17 protein-coding genes are annotated in these 15,503 nt (G+C 36.3%); 2 read left to right on the forward strand and 15 right to left on the reverse strand.

Annotated features, from left to right (window positions below):
• Positions 1-237: 237 nt before the first annotated feature.
• The 4 genes from dinG to panB all read right to left on the reverse strand — a co-directional run bounded on the left by dinG (position 238) and on the right by panB (position 5,252).
• A complete protein-coding gene (dinG, locus tag U860_RS0102010; RefSeq protein ID WP_025147210.1) occupies positions 238-3,042 on the reverse strand; it encodes an ATP-dependent DNA helicase DinG in 2,805 nt (934 codons plus the stop codon).
• Between the two features lie 130 nt (positions 3,043-3,172).
• Positions 3,173-3,556, reverse strand: coding sequence for an aspartate 1-decarboxylase (gene panD / locus U860_RS0102015; RefSeq protein ID WP_025147211.1), 384 nt, complete (start codon positions 3,554-3,556; stop codon positions 3,173-3,175).
• 11 nt (positions 3,557-3,567) lie between these two features.
• Entirely contained in the window at positions 3,568-4,416 is an 849-nt protein-coding gene (panC, locus tag U860_RS0102020; protein ID WP_025147212.1) for a pantoate--beta-alanine ligase, read from the reverse strand.
• Positions 4,416-5,252 carry a 3-methyl-2-oxobutanoate hydroxymethyltransferase gene (panB, locus tag U860_RS0102025; RefSeq protein WP_025147213.1) on the reverse strand — a complete coding sequence of 279 codons (837 nt, stop codon included), beginning with the start codon at positions 5,250-5,252 and terminating at the stop codon, positions 4,416-4,418. The genes panC and panB overlap by 1 nt, the downstream gene beginning before the upstream one ends.
• 86 nt (positions 5,253-5,338) lie before the next feature.
• Between panB and U860_RS31060 the strand changes: the two genes are divergently transcribed.
• Positions 5,339-5,563, forward strand: coding sequence for a hypothetical protein (locus U860_RS31060; protein ID WP_240184445.1), 225 nt, complete (start codon positions 5,339-5,341; stop codon positions 5,561-5,563).
• A gap of 29 nt (positions 5,564-5,592) precedes the next feature.
• On the opposite strand, the gene U860_RS0102035 is transcribed toward U860_RS31060, so the two are convergent.
• Genes U860_RS0102035 through U860_RS0102065 form a run of 7 tightly spaced genes read right to left on the reverse strand, consistent with a single transcriptional unit; the run spans position 5,593 to position 11,147 of the window.
• Complete coding sequence (locus U860_RS0102035; RefSeq protein WP_025147214.1) at positions 5,593-6,573, reverse strand: biotin--[acetyl-CoA-carboxylase] ligase; 981 nt, start codon at positions 6,571-6,573, stop codon at positions 5,593-5,595.
• On the reverse strand, positions 6,558-7,751 hold the full coding sequence (locus tag U860_RS0102040; protein WP_025147215.1) for a CCA tRNA nucleotidyltransferase: 1,194 nt from the start codon (positions 7,749-7,751) through the stop codon (positions 6,558-6,560). The genes U860_RS0102035 and U860_RS0102040 overlap by 16 nt, the downstream gene beginning before the upstream one ends.
• Positions 7,738-8,883 (reverse strand): N-acetyl-alpha-D-glucosaminyl L-malate synthase BshA, encoded by a 1,146-nt coding sequence (gene bshA / locus U860_RS0102045; protein ID WP_025147216.1) that lies wholly within the window; start codon positions 8,881-8,883, stop codon positions 7,738-7,740. Before bshA ends, U860_RS0102040 begins: the two co-directional genes overlap by 14 nt.
• The gene (gene bshB1 / locus U860_RS0102050) at positions 8,880-9,584 is read right to left on the reverse strand and encodes a bacillithiol biosynthesis deacetylase BshB1 (protein ID WP_002171180.1); all 705 of its coding nucleotides are present in this window, start codon (positions 9,582-9,584) and stop codon (positions 8,880-8,882) included. Before bshB1 ends, bshA begins: the two co-directional genes overlap by 4 nt.
• 11 nt (positions 9,585-9,595) lie before the next feature.
• Positions 9,596-9,991, reverse strand: a complete 396-nt coding sequence (locus U860_RS0102055) for a methylglyoxal synthase (RefSeq protein WP_025147217.1) — start codon at positions 9,989-9,991, stop codon at positions 9,596-9,598.
• Between the two features lie 14 nt (positions 9,992-10,005).
• Positions 10,006-10,806 carry a dihydrodipicolinate reductase gene (dapB, locus tag U860_RS0102060; RefSeq protein WP_002171178.1) on the reverse strand — a complete coding sequence of 267 codons (801 nt, stop codon included), beginning with the start codon at positions 10,804-10,806 and terminating at the stop codon, positions 10,006-10,008.
• Positions 10,803-11,147: a nucleotide pyrophosphohydrolase gene (locus tag U860_RS0102065; protein WP_050447062.1), complete on the reverse strand. Its 345-nt coding sequence runs from the start codon at positions 11,145-11,147 to the stop codon at positions 10,803-10,805. Before U860_RS0102065 ends, dapB begins: the two co-directional genes overlap by 4 nt.
• A 270-nt stretch (positions 11,148-11,417) precedes the next feature.
• Between U860_RS0102065 and U860_RS0102070 the strand changes: the two genes are divergently transcribed.
• The gene (locus tag U860_RS0102070; RefSeq protein WP_025147219.1) at positions 11,418-12,299 is read left to right on the forward strand and encodes a YitT family protein; all 882 of its coding nucleotides are present in this window, start codon (positions 11,418-11,420) and stop codon (positions 12,297-12,299) included.
• 28 nt (positions 12,300-12,327) lie between these two features.
• Here the strand turns inward: U860_RS0102070 and U860_RS0102075 are convergent, their stop codons facing one another.
• The 4 genes from U860_RS0102075 to U860_RS0102090 all read right to left on the reverse strand — a co-directional run bounded on the left by U860_RS0102075 (position 12,328) and on the right by U860_RS0102090 (position 15,487).
• Complete coding sequence (locus U860_RS0102075; RefSeq protein ID WP_025147220.1) at positions 12,328-12,981, reverse strand: uracil-DNA glycosylase; 654 nt, start codon at positions 12,979-12,981, stop codon at positions 12,328-12,330.
• 133 nt (positions 12,982-13,114) lie between these two features.
• Positions 13,115-13,795 carry a zinc metallopeptidase gene (locus tag U860_RS0102080; protein WP_002171174.1) on the reverse strand — a complete coding sequence of 227 codons (681 nt, stop codon included), beginning with the start codon at positions 13,793-13,795 and terminating at the stop codon, positions 13,115-13,117.
• Between the two features lie 105 nt (positions 13,796-13,900).
• Positions 13,901-14,692, reverse strand: a complete 792-nt coding sequence (gene ypjB, locus U860_RS0102085; RefSeq protein ID WP_025147221.1) for a sporulation protein YpjB — start codon at positions 14,690-14,692, stop codon at positions 13,901-13,903.
• 108 nt (positions 14,693-14,800) lie between these two features.
• Positions 14,801-15,487, reverse strand: a complete 687-nt coding sequence (locus U860_RS0102090; RefSeq protein WP_025147222.1) for a TIGR01906 family membrane protein — start codon at positions 15,485-15,487, stop codon at positions 14,801-14,803.
• Between the last annotated feature and the right edge of the window lie 16 nt (positions 15,488-15,503).

Consider the following 15,503-nt stretch of genomic DNA (forward strand, 5'->3'; position numbering starts at 1 on the left):
GTTACACAAAAATTTCTAATTATAGAAGAACGCAATGCGGTTACAATAAGAGTACATTCTTTACAACCCCTGCTTCATCACCCATCTATTATAGCAGGACATGTACAGCAAAAAAAGGTTTCAAATCGAAAAGCAATACATTTTGTATACAAGAAGTAAGAAAAATAAAATTCCTCCTACCCACATTTTTTACGCCTGAAGTTTAAATGTACTTCAGGCGTATTTTTCTTCCAATTTTTATTTATTTGGCCGTTCTTCTAATTGCTCTAACAATTCTTCTAACGGTCCTTCATAGAGCGGGACAGTCGGGATTGATTGTAAGAATCGTTTTCCATAGGAAGAGCTTGTCAAGCGACGATCTAACACAAATACCGTTCCCGTATCTGTATTTGTTCTAATAAGACGACCAAATCCTTGTTTGAAACGTAATATCGCTTGCGGGAGCGCTAACTTATCGAATACGTCTTCTCCTTGATTTTTTAACCACTCACCTTTCGCTTCCATCATCGGCTGATGAGGAGGTGTGAATGGGAGACGGACAATAACAAGACAACTCAAGGCATCTCCTGGAATATCTATCCCTTCCCAAAAACTGCTTGTTCCTAATAAAACCGATTTGTCGAACTCCTGAAATTTACGAATTAAGCGACTTCGACTTCTATTATTCACACTTTGTGTTAGCAATAAATATCCTTCTAATGCATCATCATTTTTCAAATGCGTATACGCTTCTTTTAACATTTCATACGAAGTGAATAAAACGAGCATTCTACCTTTTGTAGTCTTCGCTATTTTTGCAATATGTTCCGATACGGATTCAATATAGTCCTCATTACTAACTTGCTTAATAAAAGGTACATCCGTTGAAACCATTAATTTCATTTGTTCTTCAAAATGAAACGGCGACGGAACCTTTAATGTATTTGGAGCAAAGTCATGTAAGCCTAGCTCCTCTTTTATATAGTCGAATGTATCGTTAACTGTTAGCGTTGCTGATGTGAAAATAACACTCTTTTTTTGCGTTAAAAATTCATCAGCAAATCTTTCACCAATATGAACAGGCTGCGCATATAAAACTGTTGAATGAATCGTCCCCTTCGTTTCGGTCTCCATCCATGTCACGTATGAATTTTTTTCTAATATGAGTAATTGTAAAGCTTGTGCCATCTTTCTCAACAACTCAATTAGATGCATAAATTCACCTGTAACAACATGCATCTCCCACTCTAATTTACTTTGCAGTATATCAACTTGTTTCTCAAGTGTAGTCACTAATTTTCTTAACTCATATACAAAACGATTTGTTAATTCAGTAATACTATCCCATAACTTACCGTGCTCCACTTCCGTGTTATATCGATAAACGAGCGGCATATTACTCGCTCCTTGTTCTTGCTTTGTTTGTTTAAATATGAAAGCACGTAACATTTGGAATAGTTCATCAGCATCAAACTTCAGTTCCTTCAAACTATGACTCATCATACGAAAAATCGAACGAGAGGCTTGCTCTGATCTTTTCATCATTGTATATACTTTGGACAGCACATCATCTGTTTCTAGCGTACCAAGACGAGATAAAACTAATTGAAAATACATACATGAGAACTGTTCACCTAATGTTCTACTAGCCGCTTCTTCAATATGATGAGCTTCATCAAAAATAATATGTTCACATGAAGCAAACAGTGGCTCTTCACTTGAAAAATCTTGAAATAATAACGCATGATTTGTAATAACAATATCTGCAAATAATGCTTTATTCTTCGCTCGCTGATAAAAACAACGACTAAACCAGTTACTTTGCATTCCGCCCGGGCTATATGCATCACTGCAAATACGATTCCACAGCAACTTTCCGCCCTCAGGAATATTTAATTCATCACGATCGCCAGTTTCAGTTTGCAGTAACCACACTAAAATTTTCGCCTTCGTAAGCGCCATATCATAATTTTTCTCTTCTTCTTGCAAAGCATATTCAAATTTATGTAAACAAAGATAGTGCTTTCTTCCTTTCAGAAGAGCCACCTCAAATGAAAATGGCATTATTTTTTGTAATAACGGAATTTCTTTTTCAAGTATTTGCTGTTGCAGTTGTACAGTTTGTGTACTTATAATGACAGGTTCTTCTTTTTTCCTTGCAAAATAAATACTTGGAAGTAAATATGCAAGAGTCTTCCCCGTACCTGTTCCGGCCTCAATAAGTGAAAACCTGGAGTCTCTTAAAGCTGTGTATATTTCCTTCATCATAAGCTGTTGGCTTTCTCTTTTTTCAAACTTTGGCATGTTCAATTCAAGTTTATCCATTGTCTTATGTAAGAAAGCATCAAATTTAGATGAGCATGTTTCACTTAGACTTAAGGAATAATTCCGCTTTCGAAGTGCAATATTTCGATACACTTCATACCCCTCTGCCTCTTCTTTACCATGCATCATTTTCTTTAAAATATTTTCAGAAAGCACATCAGCTATATCACTTTGGAAAACATCACTTAATTCATAAAGCGATTGTAATGTGACAAGTGGTAAATTTTCAATTTCATTTAAAAATTGTAAAAACAACTCCGCTGTTGCAAGAGCATCACTATCCGCACGATGCGGTTGATCGTGCTCTAATTCATGTTTCTTGGCTAGATCACGTAATTTATAACTATCGGCTGTCGGCAAAAGAATTTGCGCCAATTCAACTGTATCGATTTTAGGACAATGTACTTCTGTATATCCAGCCTGCCTTAATTCTTCATTTAAAAAATTCCAATCAAAGTGAACATTATGCGCAACGAAAGCCGCACCTTGTAATAGCTCAACAATCATCGGGGCTACATCTCGGAATAACGGGGCTTGTTTTACTAGATCTTCATCAATCCCTGTTAATTCTGTAATAAATAGGGGAATCTCTCTCTTCGGGTTAACAAAAGATGAAAAAATTTCTAATATCTCTCCATCTTCTACTACAACAGCTGCAATTTGGGTGATTTTATCCTTCCCATCTTTCCAGGAGTTCCCTGTCGTCTCTAAATCAACAACGACATAACGCTTACTCATATATGTAACACCTCAATTTCTTACCTTTCAAACAACAAAATTCATATATTGTTACTATACCACGTTTTATCTCATCTTAATGAAAAGATACAGAAAAAAGCTATCTCCTTAATAGAGATAGCTTTCCTACTTATAATATCGTGCTAGCTTTTTCAGCACCTAACATTTCAATAATTTGATTATGATCGTCTAGTACTGCAATTTTCGGTTCTTGTTTATGAACATTTTCTTCTGCCACTAAACCATAGCAAATAATAATAACTTTATCACCTGGTTGTACAAGCCTTGCAGCTGCACCGTTTAAACAAACAACGCCGCTACCGCGTTCTCCTTTAATAACATATGTCTCTAATCGAGCTCCATTGTTATTATTTACAATTTGTACTTTTTCATTTTCTATAATATTTACCGCATCCATTAAATCTTCATCAATTGTAATACTACCTACATAATTTAAATTTGCTTCCGTTACAGTTGCGCGATGTAACTTTGCTCTCATCATTGTGCGAAACATAGCTGCTCCCCCTATTTCCCCATTAATGTTATATTGTCAATTAATCGTACATTTTCAAACTTAACTGCAATTGCTAAAATGATTCGTCCTTCAATTTTATCTATTGCTGTCAATGAAGGATATGCATATAAATCAGCATAATCTACAGTGCCTTTCGTATACTTCTCAATATGCTCTTTCACAAGATTCATAATGATTTCTGGATTGTGTTCGCCTGCCTCAATTCGTTCCTTCGCTATACATAGACTGCGGTATAAATGAGAAGCCTCTTCACGTTCTTCTTGTGATAAATACACATTACGAGAACTTTTCGCTAATCCATTCTCTTCCCTTACAATATCAACTGGCACGATCGTAACTGGAATATTAAAATCAGTTACAAACCCTTCAATTACAGCAACTTGCTGTGCATCTTTCATACCGAAATAAGCACGAGTTGGCGTTGTAATATTAAATAGTTTCATTAGTACAGTAGCAACACCAGCAAAATGACCAGGTCTTTGTTTGCCGCATAATACGTCCGTACGTTTCACAACCTCTACTGTTGTTGTTTGTTCTGCTGGATACATCTCTTCTACACTCGGATAAAATAAATAGTCAACACCATTTTCTTTCGCTACACTTTCGTCTCTATCAATATCACGAGGGTATCGATCTAAATCTTCATTTGGTCCAAATTGCAATGGATTTACAAATACACTTAAAACTACAATTTCATTTTCTCCTCTTGCCTTACGTAATAAAGTAGCATGCCCTTCATGTAAATACCCCATCGTTGGAACAAAGCCAATACTTTTTCCACTTGCACGAAGTTCGCTCGTAATTTGCTGCATCTCTTGCACTTTTGTTATGATTTTCATTATTGTTTTCCCCCGTATAACGCTAAGCATTCTTCCTCTTTCATTGTGAACGAATGTTTTTCTTCAGGAAATTGCCCTGTCTTTACTTCAGCAACGTATTGCGAAATCCCTCGCACAATCTCCTCTTGAACAGACGTATATTGCTTCACAAATTTCGGAACACGTTTTACGCCATACGAGATAAGATCGTGATAAACAAGTACTTGCCCATCTACTTTCCGTCCTGCTCCAATTCCGATTGTAGGAATTGTTAATTGCTCTGAAATAAGTTCTGCTAACTGCATTGGCACACACTCTAACACAAGCGCTATCGCACCAGCTTCCTCACATTTCTTTGCATCTTCTATTAATTTCTTTGCACTTTCAGCATCTTTTCCTTGTACTTTATACCCACCTAGAACTCCTACAGATTGAGGAGTTAAACCTAAATGTGCCACGACAGGGATTCCCGCATTCGTTAAGTAGTGAATAGTCGATATAACTTCTCCAGCACCTTCTACTTTTAATGCATGTGCCCCGCTCTCTTGAACGATGCGGCGTGCATTAATCATCGTATCTTGCAATGATACGTGATAAGACATAAAAGGCATATCAGTTACAATAAACGTCTCTTTCGCTCCGCGGTGTACAGCTTTCGTATGATGGATCATATCCTCTACTGTTACTGGAACCGTTGAATCATATCCAAGTACAACCATCCCAAGAGAATCCCCAACTAAAATCATATCAACTTCAGCCTCTTCTGCTAATTTAGCAGATGGATAATCATACGCCGTTAGCATTGTAATCGGCTCACCTTGCTCTTTCATTTTCAAAAAATCTGTTTTTGTTTTCAAAAACTACTCCTCCTTTATGCAGGAGAGAGGAGATGGCCGAAATCATATAAAAAACCCCTCTGGCCATAAAAGGGCAGAAGGGTTGTGTGTTAGTCGGCATTATTCATCCCTCTGTCCCAGTCCGTTATTGGATCAAGGCAGAATCCAAATTATTATTTTTTCATACTGCTTTAAATAATGGTGCAGTTCGCTTTGATACTGCCCATATTCGAACTAATTATAGCAAACTAAGAAAAGGAATTGCTACACTTTTTCGAAAAAATAATTTTCTACTTTCATTACGATATGTGAAATTTACAAATGTCCGATAAGTAAAAGAAGTTCCAATTTGGAACTTCTTTTACTTAATTTCTATATCAGCAGAATGAATGTGATGCACTTGTCCTTGATGATCCTCAAGTACCAATACACCATCGTCCGTAATCCCTTTTGCTATCCCAGTAATCGTTTCCTTCATCGTTCGAGCTGTAATTTCTTTTCCGATACTCACTGCGTAACTTTCCCAAAGAATTTTAATAACAGAGAAGCCATTTCTTAAATACTCTTCATACAATTTCTCTAGTTGTAAGAAAATTTGTTGCATAACTTCCGCACGAACAATCGGCTTACCCGACTCAATTGCTAACGAAGTTGCAATTTGCTGAATTTCCTCATCAAAATGTTCTTGTTTCTGATTTGCATTAATGCCAATCCCCATAATAATAGCATTAATTTTATCCGGATCAGCTTGCATTTCCGTTAGTATACCGACAGCTTTTTTCCCTTGAATTAATATGTCATTGGGCCATTTTATACCTACATTTACACCGGTACATTTTTCAATGGCTTGCGCTACGCTAACAGCTGCTAATAAAGTAAGCTGTGGTGCATGATGAACTGGAATAGATGGACGCAAAATAATACTCATCCAAATCCCTGTGCCTTTTGGAGAATACCATTTTCTACTTAAACGTCCTCTACCTGCTGTTTGTTCTTCTGCAACGACAATTGTTCCCTCTTCTGCTCCTTCATAAGCAAGTCTTGCTGCAATATGCTGAGTAGATTCAACTGATTCTTCAAAATAAACCGTTCTACCGATACGCTCTGTTTGTAATCCTAATTGAATCTCATTAGCAGTTACCTTATCAGGTTTACTAGCAATCCGATAACCTAAGCGGCGTACAGCTTCCAGTTCATACCCTTCATTACGAAGATCCTCCATATGCTTCCATACAGCGGTTCTCGAACAACCAAGTTTATCACTTAGCGTTTGACCAGATACAAATTCACCATCTGCTTCAGAAAAAACTTGCAATAACTGCTTTCTTATAGTAGATTGCATCTTTGTAGCCACTCCCTTACATTCTCATTCTCATTAGCTAAGTTTCCTTCTACGATAGATTCTTCAATTTTTTGAAGCATTTCTGCAACCCAAGGGCCTGGCTTTTTATCTGCCCAAATTAATAAATCATTTCCCGTCACATTCATTTCTTGGCGACTCTTTATAGGTAATGACTCAAATAATGTTTCCACTTGTTTAACAGACGAGCTACCATAACTTTCTATTATCGCTTCATATACTCTCTCCGCCATTACTGCGATGTGAATCCCAGTTTTATAAAGAAAGACTGCATTCCATTCCGCCTTATTTCTAAAACGGATTGCTAATAGAACTGCTACAATATCTTTAATTTTTTTATTTGAAAACTTCCATTGTCGTAAAAAGACAGAAGGATGTTCTTCCCCAATACAATATAAGAAAAATGCCCATGCCTCAACGTCTGTTTCGAAAGAATCCCATTTATATTGCGTAGCTTTTAATAATTTCTCTTCTGACATTTGTAAATATGGGAGATGAGAAAATAACTTCGTTTCTACTAACTCGTGAAGCCCCTTCGCACAATATGTACCAGTCAACAATTTTTCAAATTCTACTGTAATTCTTTCAATTGCAATATGTTCGAGCAAATGCCCATACGTTTCAATTGCTTGTTTCGTCTTTGTTTCCAAAGCAAAGCCTAACGTACTAACGAATCGAATACCACGCATCATTCGCAGTGCATCTTCTTGAAAACGGTCTGCAGCATTTCCAACTGTTGCAATTTCTTTCAGTCGAATTGCTTCTTGCCCAGCAAATAAGTCAATCATTTCGCCTTCTTCTGTCATTGCAATTGCATTCATCGTGAAATCACGTCGTTTTAAATCCTCTTCTAATGAACGGACAAATTGAACACTACTAGGTCTCCGAAAATCTTCATATTCGCTCTCTGTTCGAAAAGTTGTTACCTCATACGGTTCACCATCTTCTACAACAATTACAGTTCCATGCTCAAGACCAACCGGAACATGTCTGGGGAAAATAGCCATTACTTCTTCTGGTAAAGCTGATGTTGCAATATCGATATCTCCAATCGGTCTATCGATAATGAGATCGCGTACACTTCCACCAACGAAGTAAGCCTCATGTCCTTGCTGTTTTAGCGCTTCAATAATTGAACTAGCTTTTTTAAATCTTTCCATTCTTGTCATCCCTTAGTATGTCATAATAAATTGCCTCGTACTGTGAAACGATTTTTTCTGAACGAAACTGCTCATATACAGATTTCATTGCTCGCTCTCCCATATTACGGTGAAGCTCTTCATTTTCTAGTAGTTGAATTGCTTGCTTAGCTATGCCGTCTGTATCTCCAACTTCACATATGTATCCTGTTTCACCATGTTGAATGACCTCTGGAATACCTCCAACCCGCGTTCCGATACAAGGTACACCACACGCCATTGCTTCTAATAAAACAAGACCAAAGCTTTCCTTTTCTGATAAAAGTAACATTAAATCGCTCATCGCAAGAAGCTCTGCAACATTATCTTGCTTTCCTAGGAATAAGACACGATCTTCAATCTGTAAATTTTTCACTAACTGTAAAATCGTACAGAATTCTGGTCCATCCCCAACAAGAAGCAACTTTGCATCCACTTCCTTAACAATTTTAGCGAATGAATGAACAACATCCTGTACTCGCTTAACTTTTCGGAAGTTTGAAATGTGAATTAGTACTTTTTCAGTTTCCTGTATACCATATTCCTTTTTTAACTGATACATATCACGCTTAAAATATACGCGTTCATCAATAAAATTGTATACGGTCTGAATCTCTTTATCTGGTTTTACAACCTCATGCGTTTCTTCGATTAGCGAATGCGATACCGCGGTAACAACATCAGATTGTTCAATACCAAATCGAATTAAATTATTTAACGAAGGGTCGGAACCTAACACAGTAATATCTGTTCCATGTAAGGTTGTAACAATTTTAATACGCTCCCCAATCATTTGTTTTGCTAAATATGCACAAATAGCATGTGGGATTGCATAATGCACATGTAAAATATCAAGATTTTCTCTTTGAGCAACCTCGGCCATTTTACTTGCTAATGCTAAATCGTAAGGTGGATATTGAAATACCGAATATTGATTTACTGTTACTTCATGAAAATAAATGTTTGGATACACTTTATTCAACCGAAATGGTACACCCGATGTAATAAAGTGTATTTCATGCCCACGTTCCGCCAATTGTTTTCCTAATTCCGTTCCAACAACCCCAGAACCACCTACAGAAGGATAACATGTAATACCTATTTTCAATTTCATTTACATCCCCCTATTAAATCAGCATGTAATAAAAGCGGCTTCTTACTCATAAACCCTTCGGCATACTTCACTCCAACTTCTTTCCCAAACATCTTCTCGCGAGCGATTACAGTTTCAACGTATCCGTCAGTTAATGGCGTCTTAACACCATCACTCCCTGTTGAAAACTGACTTTCATACGCTTCTAACGCTTCGACCTTTTTAGAAAGGTACTCACTTATATCTATACAAAAATTCGGCTTATGAAAACCATTAATCATATAATTATAAAAAGACTCTACACGATGCGGTGGAAGTTCAGGCATATATTTACGAATTCCTGCTGAAAAGATAGCTTCTTCCACAAGTTTCGCACAATTCGCATGGTCTGGATGACGATCTTCATAATATGGTGCAAAAATTAGCGTTGGTTTATATGTACGAATAACCTTTACAATTTCACGTATATATTCTTCTTTCATATACAAACCACGGTCTGGCATCGCCAAATTAATTCTCGTATTTACTCCCATAATACGAGCTGCAGCCTGCGCTTCTTCTTTCCTCAGTTCTACCGTTCCATTTGAAGAAAGGTCAGCTTCTGTTAAATCGCAAATGCCTACTTCATATCCTTGCTTCGTATATTTTGCAATAGTACCTGCCATGCCGATTTCAACATCATCGGCATGAGCACCAAACGCTAATATATGTAATCCACTCATAATTGTTCCCCTCATTTTCTTAACTTTCGGTAATCTAAATCTCCTCGCTCTAATGCATGCATTAACATTTCAGCACTTGCCATATTCGTTGCTAATGGAATAGCATATACATCACATAAACGAAGTAGCGCATTGACATCCGGTTCATGCGGCTGCGCTGTTAGTGGATCCCGAAAAAAAATCACCATATCCATATCATTTTTTGCAATCATTGCACCAATTTCTTGATCGCCACCAAGAGGACCAGATTGATATCTTGTTACAACTAAACCAGTTGCCTCCATAATACGAAGTCCTGTCGTTCCTGTTGCAAAAAGTTCATGTTTTTCAAAAATTGGTTTATATGCGTATGCAAACGAAACCATATCATTTTTCTTTTGGTCATGTGCGATTAAGGCAATTTTCATCCGTTGTCTCCCCTTTAGTCGATAATATTTTCTAAACCGTACACAAGATGATCAAGGTTCATTACTGTTTCAATTGATAGTTTTACACCTGACATAAATGATGCACGATTGAATGAATCATGACGAACTGTTAACATTTGTCCATCTCCGCCAAATAACACTTCTTGATGCGCAATAAGTCCTGGTAAACGTACGCTATGAATATGAATACCGTCCACATTTGCACCACGTGCACCTTCTAGTTGTTCGATTTCATTAGGATGGCCTTGCTGCTTTGGCTCGCGGTTTTGACGAATTAATTCTACTGTTTTTACAGCAGTACCAGATGGCGCATCTAACTTTTGATCGTGATGCAACTCAATCACTTCCACATCTTGGAAGTACTTCGCTGCCATTTGAGAGAATTTCATCATAAGTACTGCACCAATCGCAAAGTTTGGAGCAATTATCGTTCCTACTTCTTTTTCTTTTGCAGTTTCCGTTAAATGTTTAAGCTCTTCTTCTGTAAATCCTGTCGTACCAATAACAGAACGTAGTCCACGCTCAACTGCAAGTGTAACGTGTTGTTTCCCAACTTCTGGCGTTGTTAAATCTAACAACACATCTGCTTCTACTTCATCTAAACAAGTATGTAAATCGGCGTAAATCGGCGCATCTAACGCAGGCATTCCTGGTAAATCAGAGATTTTCTCTCCGCCATGTTTATAGTCAATTGCTGCTACTAAATTGAAATGTTCTGTTCTTTCCATAAGAAGGACTGCTTCATGTCCCATACGTCCTCTTGGTCCGGCGATAATTACTTTAATTTCTTTCATGCTTCTTTCTCTCCCTCATCAATACGTGTCCAGCGATCTTTATCACGTGTATTAAATTTATCCATTACAATGTTATGCGCTGTTTCTAAATCAATATTTAAACTATTTGCCATACAAATCATAACAAATAATACATCTCCAAGCTCTTCTTCAATACTTCGTTCTTTCTCAGTCGTTTTCTTCGGTTTCTCACCATAATAATGATTAACCTCTCTTGCAAGCTCTCCCATTTCTTCAGTTAAACGGGCCACCATTGCAAGCGGACTAAAATAACCTTCTTTAAATTGACCAATATATGCATCTACTTCTTTCTGCATATCTTTCATCGTTTTTGTTTCCATACTATTCACCTCTAATCCTTCCTCTTTCATGTTAGCCAATTCATCGCGATTTGACAAATATTATTCTCTCATATCACTATTTACGACCCTTTTTTGGATAGACTATAATAAAGTGAAACTTCTTTTGCGTGCTTTTTCGCAAAAGATTAGCCCGAACCAATCGGCCTCTTACGACGTTTACTATTTTTACTAGCAGCTAGAAATAACTTATTATGTTTTACCGTTTAAGCGGAGCAATGCAAATCCATACATAATTAGGGGGATTTCTATATGACAGCAAACTTAAAGATTCGAAATATCATTTTCATTTTAATCGGTTCCGCTATTTTTTCTTTCGGTATTGTGAATATCAATATTGAAAATCACCTAGCAGAAGGTGGATTTACCGGCATTACACTATTATTATATTTTCTATTTTCTTTTGACCCTTCTTATACAAACTTGATTTTAAATATCCCTATATTTTTCATCGGTTGGAAGTTGCTCGGACGAACGACGTTTTTCTACACATTAATAGGTACATTTAGCGTGTCTTTATTCCTATGGATTTTCCAGCGCTACGAAGTACTCAACTTACATTTAAACTTGCAAAATGATATGACACTTGCTGCTTTATTCGCCGGGGCATTTATCGGTATCGGCCTTGGAATTATATTTAAATATGGTGGGACTACTGGCGGTGTTGATATTATCGCAAGGCTAGCTCACAAATATGTTGGCTGGAGTATGGGAAAAACGATGTTTATGTTTGATGCAGTCGTTATTGTCATCTCTATTCTTACATATTTATCATACCGTGAAGGTATGTATACGTTAGTTGCTGTTTTCATCGGGGCTAAGGTCATTGATTTTATGCAAGAAGGAGCCTATGCAGCAAAAGGAGCAACTATTATTTCTGATAAGAACGATGAAATTGCTGCAAAAATTTTATCAGAAATGGAGCGCGGGGCAACCTTTTTAAAAGCTGTTGGATCCTATACAAAAGTTGAACGAAATGTACTATATTGTGTTGTAGCTAAAAATGAAATCGTGAAATTAAAAAATATCATTACTTCTGTAGACCCTCACGCGTTTGTTGCTGTGAGCGATGTACACGATGTCGTCGGCGAAGGATTTACATTAGATGAAAATAAAAACCCGTTACATAATTAAACATAACTAGAAAAGCCACATGGCTTTTCTAGTTTTTTATTGCTATATATTGCTTCAGCTTCTCTAAATCCTCGTAAATTAACTCCAATAAACTACGATTATAAAAAATTGAAGCCGGATGAAAGGTAGGAAAAATTTTATATTCTTTTTCAGTCCATATAAACTCTGCATGATCTATATCTTTTAGTTTTTGAATCGGCTGCTTTAATAGTTGCCCATGAATATCCGTAATCTTTTTATTCTTTCCGGCTAAACGTTTTAACGCAACATTACCAAGTGTAACGATAACTGGCGGATCCATATGTGCCAATTCAAAATCTAACAACGGAGCGTGTGCAAGTATTTCGCCTTGATTCGGTGTTCTATTATACTTTTTCTGTATTAATTCGCCATTTCGCTCTCTTTTCTCGCGCCACTTAAACGGTCTACTTCGAACTGCACTCGTAATGTACACTTCTTCCCTTTTGATGTGAATACGTTCTAAAAACTCCATTAAATGTTTTCCGGCTTTTCCGCTAAACGGTATGCCATTATAAATTTCTGTTTCACCAGGTGCTTCTCCAACAATCATTAATTTCGGGTTTTCAGGGCCTTGTCCACTTAAAAAACCTTCTAATTGATACGAAACGCTACGCTCCTTCACTTGTTTTACCAAATGATCTGGATATATTATTTCTGTCACCTTCTTTCACCACTACACACTTATATTTATTATTACTAGTTCTAGACCTCTCATTATCTCTATTATTTCCATTTATAGCGTATTATAAGATTCAATCCACAAAACAAAAAAAGACTATCAAAATTGATAGTCTTTAATCGTCGCTACGCTGCATACCAGTATAAATTAATACGAGACGTAATAATTCAAATACTGCCACAGCAGCTGCCGCTACATATGTTAATGCTGCCGCATTTAATACTTTACGAGCTTGACCGTATTCATCTGTCGATACGATACCTAGTGCTTCAATTTGTTGCATTGCGCGTTTTGATGCATCAAACTCAACTGGTAATGTAACAAGTTGGAAAATCACACCTGCTGCCATTAAAATAATTCCTAGTAACAATAAACCAGACATTTGTGCAAATACACCGATTAGGACGAAAATCCAAGACATATTTGAACCAAAATTAGCAACTGGCACTAACGAATGGCGTACACGCATGAAGTTATAATCTTTCGCATCTTGAATTGCGTGTCCTACTTCGTGTGCTGCTACTGCTGTACCAGCAACTGAATGTCCATAATAGTTATCTGTTGATAATCGAACTGTCTTTGCAGTTGGATCGTAATGATCTGATAAATGACCTGGCGTTTCTTCTACAGCTACATTATACAATCCATTTTCATCTAAAATTTTCCGAGCCACTTCCGCTCCTGTCATACCTGATGTTGAATAAACTTGTGAATACTTGCTATAGGCACTACGTACTTTTGACTGTGCATACAACGGTATGATCAAAATGATCGCGAAGTAAATTAAATAAAACATCATAAACCTCCATTGAAGTTTTAATTATAGTACTTCTCATTCTATTTTTTTCTTCCATCATTGTCAATAAATAAACCTTACAATCCGGATCTTTATTTATACGCATTATCTATTTTTAGAATGCAAGTTACTTTTCCGCTTCTCTCTTTCCCCTTTATATTTTCTCCATCCAACATACGTTAAAGTAAATAAAATAAGTCCCCCAGTAATTGTCATAAACCAAATGAGAGAGGGAGCAATCTCATCTTTTTTTACTGTATGAAATATTTTTTGTAAATCACCTTTAATAATTCCTAGTTGCATTTGTCCACCTTTCGTTTTTAACATAACGTTACGAAATTCATCCAAATAAGATAAATGCGCGTTTACCCGCTGCGCTTCGTTATCTGGCAGGGCAATCATTAAACTCGGATAAATAATATTAAATTCATTTAAAAACGTATTTAGCGCCTGTTGGAACTGTCCATCATCCTCTTTTTTCATCGCTTTTTCCACTTGAGAAAAGGCATCCATTATCTTTCTTTCTCTTTCCATCCAAAGTGGCTGATATTTCGATACTTGTGCATCAACTGCAAGTTGTAATGCTAACATATTATCAATTTTGATCTGCTTTCCTACAACATTTTCCTCCGAGAGAGATTGAATCGCCTTGTCATACGCTAAAGAGATCACTCTAAATTGATCTGGGTTTATTGGTTTGCTTTTTTCATTTCCCTTTAATACAAACTGTTCCGAAAAACGTTTCAATACTTGTATTGCTTTTTCATCTTCATTCCGCTTAACTAACTGCAAAGAATCATCTAACAATCCAGTTAGTTCACTCCACTCCTCAGCATATATACGTACTGGAAACATTAAAATTAGAAATGCTATTAGTCCAATTAATGTTCTCTTCATCCCGGTCCCCCCTATAACTACTAGTACAAAATATGTAGAGTTGGACAAGAATAGAACAGAACAAAACCGAAAAATATATTATCTCTATGGAAACAAAAAAAATTCTCTTTAAACAGAGAATTTTTTCTTTGAAATCCTTTTCTTTTTCACTAAATATTTATACACACCGTAGCAAAGTATGCTACCAGTTAAAATCAATAATAAAATAACACATGCAGCATACATAAAGAATTCTTCTGGTAGCATTAAAATAATCGGATCTGTTTCAATATCAAACATCCAATAATCATTGCTAAATAAAAGCTTATGAAATAATACGAAACTCTTTTCAAAATTAATGGCAATTGGTAACGTAAGAGCTATCGGAAAAATAATTGTAAGAATCGATCCGTGAAGTAAAAACTTTTCTTTTTTCTTTTTTAATAAATACGCTCCTCCTAATACAGCAATTACAATCGTTCCATACATTATATATTGAATCTTTACTAAAATGTTTTTAACATCTACAAAATGAATTCGTCCATTTGTAGACATATCTAATGTCGGCAATTGTAATGCCCCTTCATAAAACGGAGATAAATATGTAATAAGCACATCATAGTTTCTCTTAATTTCATCCTTTGTCATATCCGCTAAATCTGGAATGTTTAAAAAATCAATTTCAAAATAATATAGCCACTTTCCATATACCACTGCCATTGTCGCGAGAGCGAAAATAGAAAATGCTATGCTATATGAAACAACTAAAGTGATCATCCGATCCAATATTTTTATACCAATCTTATTTTCCTTCATTTTCTCCCCCTAGATT

Source organism: Bacillus sp. H1a, assembly GCF_000633475.1.
In the GTDB taxonomy this organism is placed as follows: Bacteria; Bacillota; Bacilli; order Bacillales; family Bacillaceae_G; genus Bacillus_A; species Bacillus_A paramycoides.